This window comes from Amycolatopsis sp. NPDC041971 (assembly GCF_055588925.1).
Genome location: NZ_JBVJCE010000008.1, coordinates 111,188 through 126,989 on the forward strand (window position 1 = coordinate 111,188; position 15,802 = coordinate 126,989).

21 protein-coding genes are annotated in these 15,802 nt (G+C 69.2%); 12 read left to right on the top strand and 9 right to left on the bottom strand.

Going from position 1 to position 15,802, the window contains the following annotated elements; genetic code table 11:
* Positions 1-10: 10 nt before the first annotated feature.
* On the bottom strand, positions 11-511 hold the full coding sequence (locus ACZ6DT_RS18125; protein ID WP_465595990.1) for a CGNR zinc finger domain-containing protein: 501 nt from the start codon (positions 509-511) through the stop codon (positions 11-13).
* A gap of 61 nt (positions 512-572) precedes the next feature.
* Here ACZ6DT_RS18125 and ACZ6DT_RS18130 point away from each other — a divergent pair, with 61 nt between their 5' ends.
* From ACZ6DT_RS18130 to ACZ6DT_RS18140, 3 genes are read left to right on the top strand one after another with little or no spacing between them, the layout of a single operon-like run.
* Entirely contained in the window at positions 573-941 is a 369-nt protein-coding gene (locus tag ACZ6DT_RS18130; RefSeq protein WP_465595993.1) for a VOC family protein, read from the top strand.
* A 33-nt stretch (positions 942-974) separates the two neighbouring features.
* On the top strand, positions 975-1,358 hold the full coding sequence (locus ACZ6DT_RS18135) for a TFIIB-type zinc ribbon-containing protein (RefSeq protein WP_465595996.1): 384 nt from the start codon (positions 975-977) through the stop codon (positions 1,356-1,358).
* 2 nt (positions 1,359-1,360) lie between these two features.
* Positions 1,361-2,017, top strand: a complete 657-nt coding sequence (locus ACZ6DT_RS18140; protein ID WP_465595999.1) for a P-loop nucleotide/nucleoside kinase family protein — start codon at positions 1,361-1,363, stop codon at positions 2,015-2,017.
* On the opposite strand, the gene ACZ6DT_RS18145 is transcribed toward ACZ6DT_RS18140, so the two are convergent.
* The gene (locus ACZ6DT_RS18145; RefSeq protein ID WP_465596002.1) at positions 1,982-3,112 is read right to left on the bottom strand and encodes a methyltransferase domain-containing protein; all 1,131 of its coding nucleotides are present in this window, start codon (positions 3,110-3,112) and stop codon (positions 1,982-1,984) included. The genes ACZ6DT_RS18140 and ACZ6DT_RS18145 overlap by 36 nt on opposite strands.
* Positions 3,113-3,263: 151 nt before the next feature.
* Between ACZ6DT_RS18145 and ACZ6DT_RS18150 the strand changes: the two genes are divergently transcribed.
* From ACZ6DT_RS18150 to ACZ6DT_RS18170, 5 genes are all read left to right on the top strand, one after another.
* Positions 3,264-3,671 carry a helix-turn-helix domain-containing protein gene (locus tag ACZ6DT_RS18150; RefSeq protein ID WP_465596570.1) on the top strand — a complete coding sequence of 136 codons (408 nt, stop codon included), beginning with the start codon at positions 3,264-3,266 and terminating at the stop codon, positions 3,669-3,671.
* Complete coding sequence (locus ACZ6DT_RS18155; RefSeq protein ID WP_465596005.1) at positions 3,668-4,345, top strand: hypothetical protein; 678 nt, start codon at positions 3,668-3,670, stop codon at positions 4,343-4,345. The genes ACZ6DT_RS18150 and ACZ6DT_RS18155 overlap by 4 nt, the downstream gene beginning before the upstream one ends.
* A gap of 86 nt (positions 4,346-4,431) precedes the next feature.
* A complete protein-coding gene (locus ACZ6DT_RS18160; protein ID WP_465596008.1) occupies positions 4,432-4,725 on the top strand; it encodes a DUF2516 family protein in 294 nt (97 codons plus the stop codon).
* A gap of 13 nt (positions 4,726-4,738) precedes the next feature.
* On the top strand, positions 4,739-5,293 hold the full coding sequence (locus tag ACZ6DT_RS18165; RefSeq protein ID WP_465596011.1) for a YbaK/EbsC family protein: 555 nt from the start codon (positions 4,739-4,741) through the stop codon (positions 5,291-5,293).
* The gene (locus tag ACZ6DT_RS18170; protein WP_465596014.1) at positions 5,290-6,744 is read left to right on the top strand and encodes an aromatic amino acid lyase; all 1,455 of its coding nucleotides are present in this window, start codon (positions 5,290-5,292) and stop codon (positions 6,742-6,744) included. The genes ACZ6DT_RS18165 and ACZ6DT_RS18170 overlap by 4 nt, the downstream gene beginning before the upstream one ends.
* Here the strand turns inward: ACZ6DT_RS18170 and ACZ6DT_RS18175 are convergent.
* A complete protein-coding gene (locus tag ACZ6DT_RS18175; RefSeq protein ID WP_465596017.1) occupies positions 6,683-7,399 on the bottom strand; it encodes an ABC transporter permease in 717 nt (238 codons plus the stop codon). The genes ACZ6DT_RS18170 and ACZ6DT_RS18175 overlap by 62 nt on opposite strands.
* Positions 7,396-8,079, bottom strand: a complete 684-nt coding sequence (locus tag ACZ6DT_RS18180) for an ABC transporter permease (RefSeq protein WP_465596573.1) — start codon at positions 8,077-8,079, stop codon at positions 7,396-7,398. The genes ACZ6DT_RS18175 and ACZ6DT_RS18180 overlap by 4 nt, the downstream gene beginning before the upstream one ends.
* 149 nt (positions 8,080-8,228) lie before the next feature.
* On the opposite strand from ACZ6DT_RS18180, the gene ACZ6DT_RS18185 reads away from it, so the two are divergent.
* The 3 genes from ACZ6DT_RS18185 (at position 8,229) to ACZ6DT_RS18195 (ending at position 10,835) form a co-directional block, all read left to right on the top strand.
* On the top strand, positions 8,229-9,149 hold the full coding sequence (locus ACZ6DT_RS18185) for an ABC transporter substrate-binding protein (RefSeq protein ID WP_465596020.1): 921 nt from the start codon (positions 8,229-8,231) through the stop codon (positions 9,147-9,149).
* A gap of 149 nt (positions 9,150-9,298) precedes the next feature.
* A complete protein-coding gene (locus tag ACZ6DT_RS18190) occupies positions 9,299-9,733 on the top strand; it encodes an SRPBCC family protein (protein WP_465596023.1) in 435 nt (144 codons plus the stop codon).
* A gap of 103 nt (positions 9,734-9,836) precedes the next feature.
* The gene (locus tag ACZ6DT_RS18195) at positions 9,837-10,835 is read left to right on the top strand and encodes an NADP-dependent oxidoreductase (protein ID WP_465596026.1); all 999 of its coding nucleotides are present in this window, start codon (positions 9,837-9,839) and stop codon (positions 10,833-10,835) included.
* Positions 10,836-10,910: 75 nt separating this feature from the next.
* On the opposite strand, the gene ACZ6DT_RS18200 is transcribed toward ACZ6DT_RS18195, so the two are convergent.
* The 5 genes from ACZ6DT_RS18200 to ACZ6DT_RS18220 all read right to left on the bottom strand — a co-directional run bounded on the left by ACZ6DT_RS18200 (position 10,911) and on the right by ACZ6DT_RS18220 (position 14,580).
* Positions 10,911-11,540: a pyridoxamine 5'-phosphate oxidase family protein gene (locus ACZ6DT_RS18200; protein ID WP_465596029.1), complete on the bottom strand. Its 630-nt coding sequence runs from the start codon at positions 11,538-11,540 to the stop codon at positions 10,911-10,913.
* A 178-nt stretch (positions 11,541-11,718) separates the two neighbouring features.
* Positions 11,719-12,603: a formyltetrahydrofolate deformylase gene (purU, locus tag ACZ6DT_RS18205; protein WP_465596032.1), complete on the bottom strand. Its 885-nt coding sequence runs from the start codon at positions 12,601-12,603 to the stop codon at positions 11,719-11,721.
* The gene (locus tag ACZ6DT_RS18210; protein WP_465596035.1) at positions 12,581-13,240 is read right to left on the bottom strand and encodes a DedA family protein; all 660 of its coding nucleotides are present in this window, start codon (positions 13,238-13,240) and stop codon (positions 12,581-12,583) included. The genes purU and ACZ6DT_RS18210 overlap by 23 nt, the downstream gene beginning before the upstream one ends.
* A 63-nt stretch (positions 13,241-13,303) precedes the next feature.
* Positions 13,304-14,101 carry a class I SAM-dependent methyltransferase gene (locus tag ACZ6DT_RS18215; protein WP_465596037.1) on the bottom strand — a complete coding sequence of 266 codons (798 nt, stop codon included), beginning with the start codon at positions 14,099-14,101 and terminating at the stop codon, positions 13,304-13,306.
* Positions 14,083-14,580, bottom strand: coding sequence for a DUF2505 domain-containing protein (locus ACZ6DT_RS18220; RefSeq protein ID WP_465596040.1), 498 nt, complete (start codon positions 14,578-14,580; stop codon positions 14,083-14,085). The genes ACZ6DT_RS18215 and ACZ6DT_RS18220 overlap by 19 nt, the downstream gene beginning before the upstream one ends.
* A 26-nt stretch (positions 14,581-14,606) precedes the next feature.
* Here ACZ6DT_RS18220 and ACZ6DT_RS18225 point away from each other — a divergent pair, with 26 nt between their 5' ends.
* Positions 14,607-15,671 (top strand): UDP-N-acetylmuramate dehydrogenase, encoded by a 1,065-nt coding sequence (locus ACZ6DT_RS18225; protein WP_465596043.1) that lies wholly within the window; start codon positions 14,607-14,609, stop codon positions 15,669-15,671.
* Positions 15,672-15,802 lie beyond the last annotated feature (131 nt).

The window sequence follows — 15,802 nt, forward strand, 5'->3', positions numbered from 1 at the left end:
GATCACCGGCTCAGGTCGAGACGTCCGCCGTCCGTGCCCGCCAGGCCCGCGCCTTCTCCCGGTTCCCGCAGGCCCGCATCGAGCACCACGTCCTCGACCGGTTGCGCGATTCGTCGTAGAACGCCCACAGGCACTCGTCCGCCGGGCAGATCTTGAGCCGGATCCATTCGCCGAGCACGGTCAGCCGGGTCGACGCCGCCATCACGGCTTCGGTGACCGTTTCCGCGACCAGGAGCGGACCTTCCGGGCCGAGGATGAGCTCCGCCGGCGCGCGCAGGCCGAGCCGAGGCAGTCTCGGGTCGCCGATCGCGGCGCGCAGCGCGTCCCGGGTTTCGCGTGCGGCCGCGGGGGTATCCGCTCGCAGCCGGTGATCCCTGGCCCAGCGTTGCCAGGACTCCAGATCGTCCAGGAGGTCCGTGCCGCGTTCGACGTTCACCGTGTTCAGAAACTCGACCACCAGGGACGCGTCGGTGTTCACCTCGCCCAGTGTACGGGCGAGACCTGTTGTCATCGGCTCCGATAACCAGCATACTCGATTCACTGGTTATTCGATGATTCCTGGAGGCTGAACCATGGGTGCGGTACCGACCTTCGGCGCGGTGGCCCTCGACTGCCCGGATCCGGTCGCGCTGGCGGAGTTCTACCGCGAGCTGCTCGGCTGGGAGCCGGCCGAAGTCGCCGAAGACGGCCACTGGGTGACGCTGCGGAATCCGGCGGGCGGTGCGCGGCTCTCGTTCCAGCGCGTGCCGGACCATCGGCCGCCGGAGTGGCCGTCCGCGGAGCACCCGCAGCAGGCGCACGTCGATCTCGACGTCACCGACATGGAAGCCGCCCACGAACGGGCGCTGAAGATCGGCGCGAAGCTGCTCGACGACGCCCCGGAGACCTTCCGGGTGTACGCGGATCCGGCCGGTCACCCGTTTTGTCTGTGCGCCTGCTGACCTCGGACCCGAAAAATGCGTAATCTCTGATACGTGATTTGTCCGAAGTGCCAGAACGCCATGAAGACCGTCGACAAGAACGGTGTCCACATCGACCAGTGCCAGGGATGCCGCGGCATCTTCCTGGACAGGGGCGAGCTGGAGGCCATCGCCGGTGCCGAGAACTCGTACTACGGCGGAGGGCATCAGCCGCCCCCGCCGTACCAGGGAGGTGGCCACGCGCCGGCGCCGCACTACGGCCGTCCGGACTCCCCGCGACCGCACCGAGGGGGGTACGCCGACTCGCCGAAGGGCTACCGGGGTGGTGGTTACGGGGATTCGCCGAAGGGCTACCGCGGCCATGCCGACTCCCCGCACGGGTACGGCCACCACGGCAAGCGTCGTAAGGGCGGCTTCCTCGAGGGCCTCTTCGACTGACCGTGGTCCTCGATCTCAAGATCTGCCCGGCCTGCGGTGATCGCGCCGACCGGCCACGAGTCGAGAGCGGGCTGCTGGTGTGCGCGGCGTGCGCGCACCGGTGGCCGTTCCGGCGGCTTCCGCTGTTCGCGCTGACCGGGCCGAGCGGGGCGGGCAAGTCGACGGTCGGGCCGCGGCTGGCGGAACGGCTCGGCGATCTCGCGCTCGTGGTCGAGCAGGACGTGCTGTGGACCGGGGCGCTGCGCGACGACGTCCCCGGCCATCCCGCGTTCCGCTCGACCTGGTTGCGGATGGCGGCGATGCTGCACCAGAACGGCCGTCCGGTCGTGCTCTGCGGCACCGTCGCGCCGCCTGAGTTCGAGCGGCTGCCCGAGCGCGTCTTCTTCTCCGACATCCACTACTTGGCGCTCGTCAGCGAGCCCGACGCGCTGCGCAAGCGTTTGCTCGCGCGGCCCGCGTGGCGCGAGTGGGACGAGGATCGGGTCGAGGAGATGCTCGAGTTCAACGAGTGGCTGCAAGCGGAAGCGCCCTCGATGGATCCGCCGGTCGAGTTGTTCGACACCACGAACCTTCCGGTGGACGACGCCGTCGACCACGTCGAGAAGTGGGTGCGTGGCCTGCTTTCAGGGGCGCAACGGCCAAGTGCGGCCATCGGGTGAATCCAGCCAGATCACCTGGTCCTCGCCGTCGAGGCTGAGCCCGAACCGGTCCCGACCCGGCTCGCCGAGTTCGCGCCATTCCTCGTGCGCGCTTTCGACGATCTCCCACAGCCGCCGCGGGCCGCCTTCGGCCACTTCGAACTCTCGGCCCCTCTGCCGATGTCGCATCCATGAGCCGTCCGGGTGAATCAGGGTGATGCTCTGGCCTTCCCGTGCGGCCGTCACGCCTGGAAGCTGGAGACCGGCGAAGAACTCGAAGCGGCTGCGGACCTCGGTGATCACTTTCATCGGCAGCCGGGTGGGCCGCCAAGTGACGTCGCCTTCGAGCGCCTTCGACGGCTTGAAGCGGTGGGCGCGCAGCGGCATGAAGCGGCCGTCACGGGCGAGCACCCGCCCGTGACCCGTCGCGCCTTCACCGGCGACGATCCGGACGAGCCCGCCGCCGATCGGCCGGTTCAGCGTGGTGACGATCAGTCCGCCGGGCACCGTCTGCTCCAGCCAGGCGGGCGGGATCGACGACACCGAGCACGTGCACAGCACCCGGTCGTAGAGCACGCCCGCCGGATAGCCCTCGGCGCCGTCGGCGGCGGCGCAGGAGGGCGCGAACCCGATTTCCGCGAGCCGCTTGCGTGCGGAGTCGACCAGTTCCGGGTCGATGTCCACTGTGTACACGAGCCCGGAACCGAGCCGATGGCACAGCAGGGCGGTGTTGTAGCCGGTGCCCGTGCCGATCTCGAGTACGCGGTGCCCGTCGGCGACCCGGAGCTCTTCGAGCATGATCGCCATGATCGACGGCTGGCTGGACGAACTCGTCGGCGTTCCCGGCTGCGCGCCGAGATAGCGCGCCCGTTCCCAGAGCCCGGAGTCGTCGTCGAGCTGGACGACCAGCACGTCGGGAGAGTAGACGCGGCGCAGCCACCCCTCGTCGCCGTGCTCCATCGCGGCCCAGCCGTTCGCCGCCGGGACGAAGAACCGCGGCAGGAAGACGTGCCTCGGCACGGAGCGGAACGCGGACATCCAATGCGCGTCGTGCAGCACGCCCTCGGCGAGCAGATGCTCGACGAGGCGCCGCCGCAGCCGCGTCGCGTTCGACATCCCTCCACGGTAGCGGGGTGAGCACCACCACACCCGATGGTTGCAAGCAGAGTGCTTGCAATAGCTAGCACTCGGGCGTAGCGTTGAAGACGTCGCGAGGAGGTGACCGATGTCAGACACCGACCGGGACCAGCCCCCATCGGGCGGGCCGATGGAGAAGGTCGCGGACATCGCTTCCGACATCGGCGAGTACATCCGCCAGCAGCGCAGCAACGCGAAGATCTCCTTGCGGCAGCTGTCGAAACTCGCCGGCGTGTCCAATCCGTACCTGAGCCAGATCGAGCGCGGGGTCCGCAAACCCAGCGCGGAGATCCTGCAGCAGATCGCCAAAGGCCTGCGAATCTCGGCCGAGGCGCTCTACGTGCAAGCGGGCATCCTCGATCTGCCCACGGGCGGCCCGGTCGGCGACGCGATCCGCGCCGACCTCGAGCTGACCGAACGGCAGAAGCAGGTCCTGCTCGACGTCTACGAATCGTTCCGCCGCGAGAACGCCGCCGCGAAGCCAGAGCCGGCGGCGACAACCCCAGAACGAGCCGCCGAAACCAAGGAGTCAGCATGACCACGGCCACGAACAAGACCGACCGCAAGAACACCGCCCTCGACCAGGTCCGCACCCCGCTGCTCGCCGCCCTCGGCGCCGGGAACCTGGCGGGCCAGGCCGTCGTCGACGCCGTGTCGAAGGCCAAGGAGCGCGTCGTCGTGGGCGGCGAGACCGCCCGCAAGAACATCGAGGAGCTGCCGCACGACGTCGAGGGTCTCCGCGAGAAGCTGGACCCGGCCGAGCTGCGCAAGGTCATCGACGAGTACACCGAGGCCGCGCTGAAGCTGTACAACAAGCTGGCCGAGTCCGGTGAGCAGGCGTGGGACAAGATCGCCGCGCAGCCGCAGGTCAAGAAGGCCATCGTGCAGCTCGAGGGCGCCCTGGGCACCGCGCAGGACCGCGTCGAGGACGCCACCAGCGAAGCCCGTGAGCGCATCGACACCGTGCTCACCAAGGTCACCAAGGGCACCCGTTCGGTCGGCGAGAAGGCCGCCCGCAAGGTCTCCGACGCCGCGATCGACATCGCCGGTGAGGTCGAGGAGATCGGCGACGACCTCGCGCACGAGACCCGCTCGGCTTCGCGCAAGGTCGCCAACAAGACCGCGCCGAAGACCACGGCCCCCGCGCGCCGCACCCCCACGAGCCCGGCCGTCAAGAAGCCGGCCACCGCGCCGAAGACCACCGAGAAGTAAAGGTCCGCGTGGACTCCCGGGCCCCTGGCACCGACTTCGGTGCCAGGGGCCCGGGTCATTCGACCGGTTTGACGTAAGCTGACTTCGTGTTCGTTGCCACCTGGATCCTCATCGCCATCCACTGGGGCGGCGCATTCACCGGCCTGTTCGCGTTCGTGCACGCGCTGCTGCAGCGCGCGGACGCGTATTCCGCCGCCGATCGCAAGACCAAGCCCATCTGGATGCTCATCACCGGCGGGGCCACCGTGGTGCTGACCTTCTTCGAGTTCTACGGCGGCGGCATGATCCTGTGGCTGCCCGCACTGGTCGCGGTCCTGGTCTATCTCGTGGACGTCCGTCCCAAGCTCATCGAGGTCCAGCGCGGCGGCCGCAACTGGTGATTATGGTGGCGGTGTGACTGACTGGACCATCGCCGGAACCCTCACCGTCGTTCCCGCCCTCTCCCGCACGGACCTGCTCGCCGAGCCCGTGGCCAAGGCGCTCGCCGCCCTTCCCGATCCGGACGCCGTCGGCGTCGTCGAGATCGACGCGGGCCTGGCCGACACCGCCGCCTTCTGCGAGGCGTACGGCTCACCGCTCTCCGCGTCCGCGAACTGTGTCGTCGTCGCCGGCAAACGCGCCGGCGAGGTCCGCTTCGCCGCCGCGATGATCCTCGCGACCACTCGCGCCGACGTGAACGGCGTCGTCAAGCGCCACCTCGACGTCCGTAAGGCCTCCTTCGCCCCGATGGACGAGGCCGTCTCGCTCACCGGCATGGAGTACGGCGGCATCACGCCGGTCGGCCTGCCGGAAGGCTGGCCGATCCTGATCGACCAGCGCGTCGCGGACGAACCCGAACTCGTCATCGGCAGCGGCATCCGCGGCGGCAAGCTGCTGATCTCGGGCGCGACCCTCGCGTCCCTGCCCGGTGCCGAAGTGCTCGACGGTCTCGCGCGTCCCGTCGAGTGAGACTGTCCACTGAGGACTTCTCGCTGGCTTCGGCGTTCGAGGCCGAATTCCTCGAGATCGACGCCGCGTTGCTCGCCGGCCTCGGTGAGCAACGTGCCCGCGTCCTCGCCGCGCTGTCCGACCGCCCTGTCTACGGAGTGAACACCGGGATGGGGCGGCTCGCGGGAATCGCTTCGCCCGCATCGAGTGCGCACCAGCGGAACCTGCTGATCGGCCGGGCCGTCGGCGGTCCGCCGTGGCTCTCGGCCGACGAAGTCCGGTGGCTTCTGCTGGTGCGCCTGCGGGATCTGCTCGCGCCCGAGGCCGGCGCGAGCCCGGAACTGGTGACGTTCCTCGTCGACCGGCTGAACGAAGGGTTCACGCCCGCCGTGCCGAGGACGGGACTGGGCAGCGCCGGCGAGATCATCCCGCTGGCGCATGCCTTCCAGACCTTCCTCGGCGTCGGGACCGTGCTGGCGGACGGCTTCGAGACACCCGCGTCGGAGGTGCTGGCGAAGCCGTACGAGCCGGGTCTCAAGGAGGGCGCGACCCTCATCCAGGGCTCGCCACTGGCCGAGACCCTCGCGGCCTTCGCGCTCGCCGAGGTCCGGCGGCTCATCGACGCGCAGACGCGGGCCGCCGCGATCGCGATCGACGTTCTCGGTGCGCCGCAAGCGGTCTATCGCCCTTCGCTCGCGGGAGACGATCAGGTTCTCCGCTCGGTCCTTCTCGAAGTGAGCGGACTGATCCAGGGTGCCGTGGAACGACCCGAGGTCGTGCAGGCGCCCGTTTCCGTGCGGGTCGCCCCGCGTGCGATCGCCCATCTGACGCGGGTCGCGGAGGAGCTGGACGAGGTGCTCGGGCGCTGGGCGCCGACCGATTCGCCCGTGTTCCTCGACGGCGAATTCGTGTCCACGACAGGGTTTCACGCCGTCGAACTCGGGCTGCGGATGGACGCGGTGACCGCGGCGCTGGTGCATCTCGGCGAAGTGAGCGTGCAGCGGACGCACCGGTTGCTCGACGAGCGGTTCAGCGGCCTGCCCGCACAGCTCGCGGGGGCTCCGGGGCCGCGGGCGGGGCTGGTGCCGTTGCACAAACGCGCGGTGGGGGAACTGCACGCGCTGCGGCGGCTGGCCACGCCCGCGACCTTGGGATCCGTCGACACTTCCGCCGGACAGGAGGACGTGCAGGCGTTCGCCTGGGCGGCGGGGAATCAGCTTCGCGACGCTTGCGCGCGGATGTTCGCCATCGCGGCCTGCGAGCTGATCACGGGTTCGCAGGCGCGGTGGCTGGCGCCAGGGGAGGGAGCTTCTGAGCTTCGCGCGACCTACGGGTGGCTGCGGGGACTGGTGCCGCCGGTGACCGAGGATCGGTCCTTGGGGCCGGCGGTGGCGGCTTTGGTTTCGGTGCTCAGGAACGGGTTTCCGCGCGGGACTGGATCGCCAGCCCGCGTGGGGTCACCCAGCGAGTGACGAGCGCGAACACGCCCTCGCACACCAAAGCCAGTACGACGACGGCGATGCCGCCCGCCAGGATCTCGCCGTGGCCCGGATCGCCGAGTGCGAAACCGTCCACAATGTACCGCCCGAGCCCGCCGCCGTCATTGACGATCGCGCCGATCGCGACGGTCGCCACCAGTTGCAGGAACGCGACGCGGGCACCCGCGAGGATGACCGGCGACGCGAGCGGCAGCTCCAGGCGCAGCATGATCTGCCACTCGCGGTAACCGGTTCCGCGCGCCGCGTCGACGGTCTCCTGCTCCAGTTGCAGGACGCCCGCGTAGGTGTTCGTGAACAACGGCGGCAGTGCCAAGGCCACCAACGCGAGCATCAGCGGCCAGAACGTCGTGTCGACCCCCAGCCGGGAAGCCAGGAACCAGAACAGGATCACCAGCCCGAAGCTGGGAATCGCCCGGCCGATGTTCACCGCGCTCGTCGCGAGGAACTGCGCGCGACGGTAGTGCGCCAGCCACAACGCGGGCGGGATCGTCAGCACGGCCGAAATCGCCAGCGCCAGCAAGGAGAACTGGAGATGCTCGACCGTCCGGTACGGCACGCCCGCCGGATCGGTCCAGCTCCAGCGATCCGGTTCACCCAGCCACTCGATGGCCTGGTCGATGATGCTCATCGCGCCGCCTTCCGCGACCACGGCGCGAGCGCGCGCCCGCCGAGCCACAGCAGCAGATCCACCACCACGGCCAGTACCACGGAAAGCCCGACACCGACGATGATCGACGTCGGGTTCGGCGTCGCGGTCTGGATCCCGTTGCGGATGAAGTACCCGAGCCCGCCTTTGCCGAGCATGGAAGTCACCGTCACCAGCCCGATCGTGGTCACCGCCGCGACCCGCAGCCCCGCGATCACCACCGGCAGCGCGAGTGGCAGTTCGACCTGCCACAACAACCGCGAACGTGTGAAACCCATGCCTATGGCGGCTTCCCGGACTTCCTGGGGCACTTGTTCGACCCCGGTGACGATGTTGCGGATGAGGATCAGCAACGTGTACGTCGCCAAGGGGATGACCGCGGTGGTGAAGGACGTCAGGCCGGTGAAGGGCACCAGTACGGCGAAGGCGCCGAGACTCGGGATGACGTACAACGAACCCGCCGCGCTCAGCGCGACGACGTAGAACCACCGGCGACGCAGCGAAACCACGGAAACACCGATCGACACCACCAGCCCGATGGCGAGCGCCGCCGCGGTCAACGTGATGTGCTCGCCGAGCCGTTCGAAGATCTCGTCGAGATGGCGGTCCACCCACCGCCACTCGAAGAGCGGCCGTCCGCCTTGGGCGGGAACGGGGAACACGGAGGAGGCTCGCACCGGCTGACCTTACCCCGATCGGGGCGCGGGATTCCGTTCTCTGGGAGCGTACGGGGTGCAACTCTCAAAATGTGGATTCTGTCGTGACCCGGAGATACTGTCCATTCCTCTGAACGAGTCATAGGAGTGTGCACGTGCGCTGGACACGGAATGTTCGAGTGGGCGCGGTGCTCGCCGCCGCCGTCCTCGGTCTGACCGCCTGTGGGGGTGGCGAAGACGCGGCGGCCCCGGCCGCGCAGGGCAAGGGCGGGGCGCCGATCGTGGTCGCCTCCTTCAACTTCACCGACAGCGTGATCCTCGCCGAGCTGTACGCGAACGCGCTGGAGGCCAAGGGCTACCCGATCACCCGCAAACTGAACCTCGGTTCGCGCGAGCTGATCTACCCGGCGCTGAAGTCCGGTGAGATCCAGTTCATCCCGGAGTACCAGGGCGCCGCCATCAGCACCGGGTTCGGCAAGGAAGCCGCGAAGGACGCGCAGGGCGAACACGAGCAGCTCAAGAAGTTGTTCGAGCCCGACGGCATCGCCCTGCTGGAGCAGTCGCCGGCGGAGAACAAGAACACCTACATCGTGAAGGCCGATCTCGCCAAGGAGAAGGGGCTGGCGAAGATCAGCGATCTGTCCAAGGTCGACAGCGTCGTCGTCGCCGGCGCGCCCGAGTGCGCGGAGCGGCTCCCCTGCTTCAAGGGCTTCACCGACGTCTACAAGCTGAAGGCCACATTCCAGACCGTGCAGGAGGCGGGCCCGCGCGTCGAGCAGCTGCGGTCCGGCAAGGTCACCGTCATCCCGGTCGACTCGGTGAGCCCGCTCGTCGGCGACCCGCAATTCGTGGCGCTGGAGGACGACCTCGCCATCGTGCCGACCGAGAACGTCGTGCCCGCGGTGACCAAGAAGGTCCTCGACGAGCGCGGCGCCGACTTCGCGGCCGCCGTCAACGCCGTGAGCAAGACCCTCGACACGGTGCAGTTGCGTGAGCTGAACAAGCGCGTCGAGTCCGATGGCGAGAAGCCGGGCGACGTCGCGAAGGAATGGCTGAAGGAGAAGTCCCTCATCTAGCTCCCGTCGCGCGCTATGAACGGTCCGTTCCTTGCAAATTTCGCAAGGAACGGACCGTTCCTTGCAGCTGAGGGAGGGGCGCCCGCTCCGGCTGCGGGCAGCGGTGGAATCGTGGACGCTGTCTTGCAACACGGGTGAAAGGGAGTGGGATGGGAAAGGTCACGGCCATCGCGGAGCGCACCATCGAGGCGCCGGCGGACAAGGTCAGGGCGCTCGTCGCGGACTACACCGAAACCCGGCCGAAGCTGCTGACGGAGCACTACCGCGATTACGAGGTCACCGAAGGCGGAGTCGGCGCGGGCACGAAGGCGAGCTGGAAGCTTCAGGCGACGTCGAAGCGTGTGCGTGACGTCGCCGCGACGGTGACCGAGCCGTCCGAAGGCACCCTCGTCGAGACCGACGCGAACTCCAGCATGGTCACCACGTGGACCGTCCGCGAGGTGCCGGAGGGCAGTCTCGTCCGGATCGAGACGACCTGGGACGGCGCGGGCGGCGTCGGCGGCTTCTTCGAGAAGACCTTCGCGCCCGGTGGGCTCAAGCGGATCTACGAGGGCGTGCTCGGCAAGCTCGCCGAGGCCGTGTAGCGCTCACCACAATCGGAATGGTCGCCCCGGTTAGCTCGTTGTACCCGGCATGAATACGGGGCGATCGCCCCGCTTGAGGTTCGCAACAGACTTGGAGTCACCCGTGAACGCAACCGAGATCCGGCTCGCCTCCCGTCCGCACGGCGTCCCGACGCTCGAGAACTTCGAAATCGCCGACGTCGAGATCCCGGCCCCGGGCGAGGGGCAGATCCTGGTCCGCAACCAGGTACTGAGCGTGGACCCGTACATGCGCGGCCGGATGAGCAGCGCGAAGTCCTACGCCGAACCGTACGAGGTCGGCAAGGTCATGCACGGCGGCGCCGTCGGTGAAGTGCTCGAGTCCACCGTGGACGATTTCCAGCCGGGTGACATCGTGCTGCACGGCCTCGGCTGGCGCTCCCACGCCGTCGTCGCCGCGAAGCACGCGGTGAAGGTCGACCCCGAGGCCGCGCCGATCAGCGCGTACCTCGGCGTCCTCGGCATGACCGGGCTCACCGCGTACGCCGGACTGCTCGACGTCGCGGAGTTCAAGGAGGGTGACACCGTCTTCGTGTCCGGCGCGGCGGGTGCGGTCGGGTCCGTCGTCGGCCAGCTGGCGAAGCTGAAGGGCGCGAAGCGGGTCATCGGCAGCGCGGGCACCGACGAGAAGGTCAAGTGGCTGACCGACGAGCTGGGCTTCGACGCGGCGTTCAACTACAAGGACGCCCCGGTCGCCGAGCAGCTGCGCGCGACGGCGCCCGAGGGCATCGACGTGTACTTCGACAACGTCGGCGGCGAGCACCTCGAAGCGGCCATCGACTCGATCAACCTGCACGGCCGGATGGCGATCTGCGGGATGATCTCGGTCTACAACAACACCGAACCGGCCGCCGCGCCGCGCAATCTCGCGTCGATCATCGCGAAGCGGTTCACCATGCGCGGCATGCTGGTCGGCGACCATTTCGCGCTGCAGCCGCAGTTCGTGAAGGAGGTCGCGCCGCTGGTCGCCTCCGGTGAGCTCAAGTACTCGGAGACCATTGTGGACGGTATCCGCAACGCGCCGCAGGCCTTCCTGGATCTGCTGGACGGGGCGAACACCGGCAAGATGCTGGTCCGCGTCTGACCCAGCCCAGTGCTATGAACGGACCGTTCCTTGCAAAATTTGCAAGGAACGGTCCGTTCATAGCACGCGCGGGGCTCAGTACTGCGTCGTGAGGGCACCGTGCGTCAGTGCGGCGTCGAGTTCCTCCGCCGCCATGTCCAGCTTCATCTGGTCCCGGAAGATCTGGCCGGCGGTCGGCAGGCTGGACCGCTCCGGCCAGGTCTCCGGCTTCCACAGCGAGGACCGCAGGAAAGCCTTGGGGCAGTGCATGTACAGCTGTTCGACCTCGACCATGATCGCCAGCGCGGGCCGTTTCCCCTTGACCACGAGGTCGTCGAAGAACGGCGCGTCCGCGACCAGTTTCGCGCGGCCGTTGATCCGCAGCGTCTCGTTCATCCCCGGGATCACGAACAGCAGCCCGGCGTGCGGGTTCTCGAGGATGTTGGTCTGGCTGTCGAGCAGCTTGTTGCCGGGGCGGTCCGCCAGCACCAGCGTCTTGTCGTCGAGCACCTTCACGGAACCGGCCGGGTCGCCGCGCGGGGAGACGTCACAGGTCCCGTCGGCCGACGCCGTCGCCAGCAGGTAGAACGGCGAGTGGTCGATCAGCGTGCGCGCGTGCTGGTCGAGGAAGGGAATGATCTTCCCCTTGGTGCGCTCGGCCGGGTGGCCGAGGTGCTCACGGAGCGCTTCGTGCGTCTCGATTACTTTGATCTCTGAGGTCCCCATGGCCACAGTGAACCACTAGGCGCTGTCCTGTGGGTCTGTCCGCGGTCTCCGCGCCCAGGTGGTCCCTGACGGCACGGGCGGACGCGGCCGAGTACGACCCGGTACGAGGCCGATTCGCCCGCACCGCCAGGAACCACCTGGATCACGAAGCCCATCGAACAACCCCACAGGACAGCGCCTAGAAGACGACAGTCCGGTTCCCGTGCACCAGCACGCGGCCCTCGAGGTGCCACCGCAGTCCGCGCGCCAGCGTCACCTTCTCGATGTCGCGGCCCTTGCGGACCATGTCCTCGACCGAGTCTCCGTGGTCGACGCGGATGACGTCCTGATCGACGATCGGGCCCGCGTCGAGGTCGGCGGTGACGTAGTGGCAGGTCGCGCCGATGAGCTTCACCCCGCGCGCGTGGGCCTGGTGGTACGGCCGCGCGCCGACGAAGGACGGCAGGAAGCTGTGGTGGATGTTGAGCGCCCGCCCGGCCCACGCCTCGCACAGTTCCGCGGGCAGGACCTGCATGAACCGGGCGAGGACGACGGCGTGCGGGTCGTGTTCGTCGACCAGTTTCCGCACCTCGGCGAAGGCGGACGCCTTGGCGGTGGCGTCACCGGCGGGGAACGGGACGTGGTGGAACGGGATGCCGTGGGCGCGGGTGATGTCGCCCAGCGACGCGTGGTTGCCGATGACGGCGGCGACGTCGACGTCCAGTTCCCCGGAAGCGACCCGGCCGAGGAGGTCGTAGAGGCAGTGCCCGGCCTTGGAGACGAGGATCACCACGCGGCGGCGCTCGCCGGTGTCGCTGACCTGCCAGCTGGACTCGGCCGAAAGCGACTTCGCGACATCGGCGAAGCGCGTGCGCAGTTCGGTGGCGTCGAACGGGAGCGAGTCGGCGCGGACGACCTGGCGGGTGAAGAACCAGCCGGTGTCCGGGTCGGTGTGGTACGCCGCTTCGACGATCCAACCGCCGTGTTCGGCGAGGAAACCCGAGATCCGGGCGATGATGCCCGTGCGGTCGGGGCAGCCGAAGGAGATCACATAGCGACGTTCAGGGTTCGACACGCACACCATTGTCGCTGGTCCCGGCCGCCGCGCGGCGCCGGGTCAGGATGCGCACACGGACCCGTCGCCCGATCTCGATCGCCGCGACCAGCAACAGGCCGAGCGCGAAGGAGAGCAGGAGGCCCTTCTCCGGCTCGTCCGCGAAGGCCGCTCCGCCGACCAGACCGATGAGGACGCTGTACACCGCCCAGATACTCGCGCCGAGGGCGTCGAGCGGGACGAACTTGCGCGGCGGGTACCCGAGGCTGCCATTGGCGAGCCCGCTCGCGACACGGCCGCCGGGCAGATAGCGGGCGGCGAGGATCAGCAGGACGGCGTTGCGCCGCACCTGGATCTTCGCCCACTCGTAGCGCCGGATCCCGTCCGGTCCGCGTTGCAGGCGGGCGAGCGCTCGCGGGCCCGCGGCCGCGCCGACGGTGTAGCCGAGACAGTCGCCCAGCCAGGCCCCGAGCGCGGCGACCAGCGCGAGCAGCGCCAGCTGGGGGAAGTCCGTGCCGATCAGGACGGCGACGGTGATGACGGTGGTCTCGCTCGGCATGAACGGCAGAAGCGCGTCCAACCCGGACACGAGGAACACGATCACCCACAGCCAGGGCGATCCCAGCGTGCCCTCGAGCAGCTCGGTGACGTACTCCAGCAGTTCCACGGTTCCATCGTGATCACCGCAGGTCGCTTTGGGGTGACGGAGCGGGGTTCGACCGGTGAATTCCTAGCCGGGGGCGACCGACGACCACGGCACGGTGAGTTCACCCAGCCGCCACCGTGACGGCCTGTTCAGCACCGGCCAGCCCCGGGCGGTGAGCAGGTGCACGGTGTGCGCCCAGCGGGCACGGACGCCGAAGTTCTGATGCGGCGCGGCCGTCGCCCAGCAAGTGTCCAGAGTGGACAGTAGTTCGTGGACGCGTTCGCCGGGAACGTTGCGGTGAATGAGGATCTTGGGCAGTCGTTCGGCCACTGTGGACGGACGTTCCAGGCTGGCGAGATGGACCGAAAGGGTCAGGGTGCGTGGCCCGCCGGAGCCGACCGCGACCCAGGTGCTCAGCCGTCCGATCTCGTCGCAGGTGCCTTCGACGAGCAGTCCGCCCGGCGTCATCGCGTCCAGCATCAGCGACCAGGCGCCCGGGACCTCGGCTTCGTCGTACTGCCGCAGCACGTTGAACGCGCGCACCAGCACCGGCCGCGTCCCGGCGAGTTCGAAGCCGCCGCGCCGGAAGTCCAGCCACGGCCGGTCGACGGCGGACTGCGCGACGGCGACCCGTTCGGCGTCCAGCTCCAGGCCCAGCACCCGGACGTCGCGCCGGACCGGGCGCAGCCACCGCGCCATCTCGACCGTGGTGACCGGTGAGGCGCCGTAGCCGAGGTCCACCACGAGCGGTTCGTCCGCGCGGTGCAGCAACCGCGTCACACCGGGGTCGCTCGCGAGCCACCGGTCCACGCGGCGGAGCCGGTTGGGGTTGGTCGTCCCTCGTGTCGGTGCCCCGACCGGCTTCAGCGCTCGGCCAGCCACTTCGCGACGAATTCGGCCTCGCGTTCCAGCAGTTTGGTGACCTGTTCGGCGATCACGCCTTCCAGCTTCCCGCCGACGAACGGGATCCGCACCTTGACCTCGCCGCTGTTGACCAGCGTCGCCTGCCCGCCTTCGCCGGTCAGCGACGTCTTCGCGGTGATCTCGCCCGGCACGCCCGAGACCGACGCCGTCGCGGTGCCGGTGTAGCCGGCTCCGGCGGCCTTCCAGGTCTGCTCGCGCTCGACGACCAGATCGCCTCGGTGCAGCGTCCGCACGGCCGACGGGAGCTTGTCCGAGCTGATGCCCTGACGCAGCCTGTAGCGCACGCCGTCGCCGGCCGGGGCGTACTCCAGCAGCTCCGCGTCGTCGCCGCCGATCTGGTCGAGCCTGTCCCGCAGCGCCGCCTCGCCGGCGACCGCGTCGAACGTGGTCACGACGTCTGCGGAGAACGTTGAGCGGTGCTCGATACGGGAGGCCATGGCGCCAGACAGTACCGTTCACGGGCGTGAGCACTGCCGAAACTCCCACCCAGCACGCCGTCCTCGCCGACCACACCACCCTGCGGCTCGGCGGTCCGGCGCGGCGTTACGCCGAGGCGACCACCGTGCAGGCCCTGGTCGAGGCGGTCCGCGAGGCCGACGAAGCGGGTGAGCCGGTCCTACTGCTCGGCGGCGGTTCGAACCTCGTGGTCGCCGACGACGGCTTCGACGGCGCGGTGCTGAAGGTGGGCAACACCGGCTGGACACGTGACGGAGATCTCGTCGAGGTCGCGGCGGGCCAGAACTGGGACGGTTTCGTCGAGGGGCTGGTCGCCGAGGGCGCCGGCGGGCTCGAATGCCTTTCCGGCATCCCCGGTTCGGTCGGCGCGACGCCGATCCAGAACGTCGGCGCGTACGGCTGCGAGGTGGCCGAGTCGCTGGTCTCGGTCGACCTCTACGACCGCGCCACCCGCGAGATCCGCACGCTGACCGCCGAAGAACTCGGCTTCGGTTATCGCACGTCGATCCTGAAGGGGACCGACGCGGGCGTCGTCCTCACAGTGCGCTTCAAGGTCAGCGAAGACGGTCTCTCGGCCCCCATCCGCTACGCCGAACTCGCCCGCACGCTCGGCGTCGAGATCGGTGACCGAGTCCCGACGGCCGAAGCGCGAGAAGCGGTCCTAGGACTGCGTCGCGGCAAGGGCATGGTCCTGGACGCCGATGATCACGACACGTGGAGCGCGGGCTCGTTCTTCACCAACCCGATCATCGGGGAAGCGCGGCTGGTGAAGGTGCTGGCGGGGATCGTGAAGGTCGTCGGCGAGGACGTGCGCGTGCCGCAGTACCCGGCGCCCGGCGGCACGAAGCTGTCCGCCGCGTGGCTGATCGAGCGGGCCGGGTTCGGGAAGGGCCACGAGGGACCCGGCGGCCGGGTCTCGCTCTCGACGAAGCACACGCTCGCGCTCACGAACCGGGGCAAGGCCTCGACCTCGGACCTCCTCGCCCTGGCGCGCGAAGTACGCGACGGCGTCGAGGCTCGCTTCGGTGTTTCGCTGCACCCGGAGCCGCTGCTCATCAACTGCTCGCTCTAGCCCCTGCCCGCATTTCGTCCTCTGAATGCGGTACTTGCACGCGCAAAGACCGCATTCAGAGGACGAAATGCGGGTGGGTGCACAACCCCGCGCCGGTTCCGTGCGTCTATCCCCAAGAGCGGGGCGGGTGA

Coding starts and splice junctions, on each gene's coding strand:
- ACZ6DT_RS18125 (WP_465595990.1), bottom strand. CDS start 511: ATGACAACAGGTCTCGCCCGTACACTGGGCGAGGTGAACACCGACGCG.
- ACZ6DT_RS18130 (WP_465595993.1), top strand. CDS start 573: ATGGGTGCGGTACCGACCTTCGGCGCGGTGGCCCTCGACTGCCCGGAT.
- ACZ6DT_RS18145 (WP_465596002.1), bottom strand. CDS start 3,112: ATGTCGAACGCGACGCGGCTGCGGCGGCGCCTCGTCGAGCATCTGCTC.
- ACZ6DT_RS18150 (WP_465596570.1), top strand. CDS start 3,264: ATGGAGAAGGTCGCGGACATCGCTTCCGACATCGGCGAGTACATCCGC.
- ACZ6DT_RS18155 (WP_465596005.1), top strand. CDS start 3,668: ATGACCACGGCCACGAACAAGACCGACCGCAAGAACACCGCCCTCGAC.
- ACZ6DT_RS18175 (WP_465596017.1), bottom strand. CDS start 7,399: ATGAGCATCATCGACCAGGCCATCGAGTGGCTGGGTGAACCGGATCGC.
- ACZ6DT_RS18190 (WP_465596023.1), top strand. CDS start 9,299: ATGGGAAAGGTCACGGCCATCGCGGAGCGCACCATCGAGGCGCCGGCG.
- ACZ6DT_RS18200 (WP_465596029.1), bottom strand. CDS start 11,540: ATGGGGACCTCAGAGATCAAAGTAATCGAGACGCACGAAGCGCTCCGT.
- purU (WP_465596032.1), bottom strand. CDS start 12,603: ATGGTGTGCGTGTCGAACCCTGAACGTCGCTATGTGATCTCCTTCGGC.
- ACZ6DT_RS18220 (WP_465596040.1), bottom strand. CDS start 14,580: ATGGCCTCCCGTATCGAGCACCGCTCAACGTTCTCCGCAGACGTCGTG.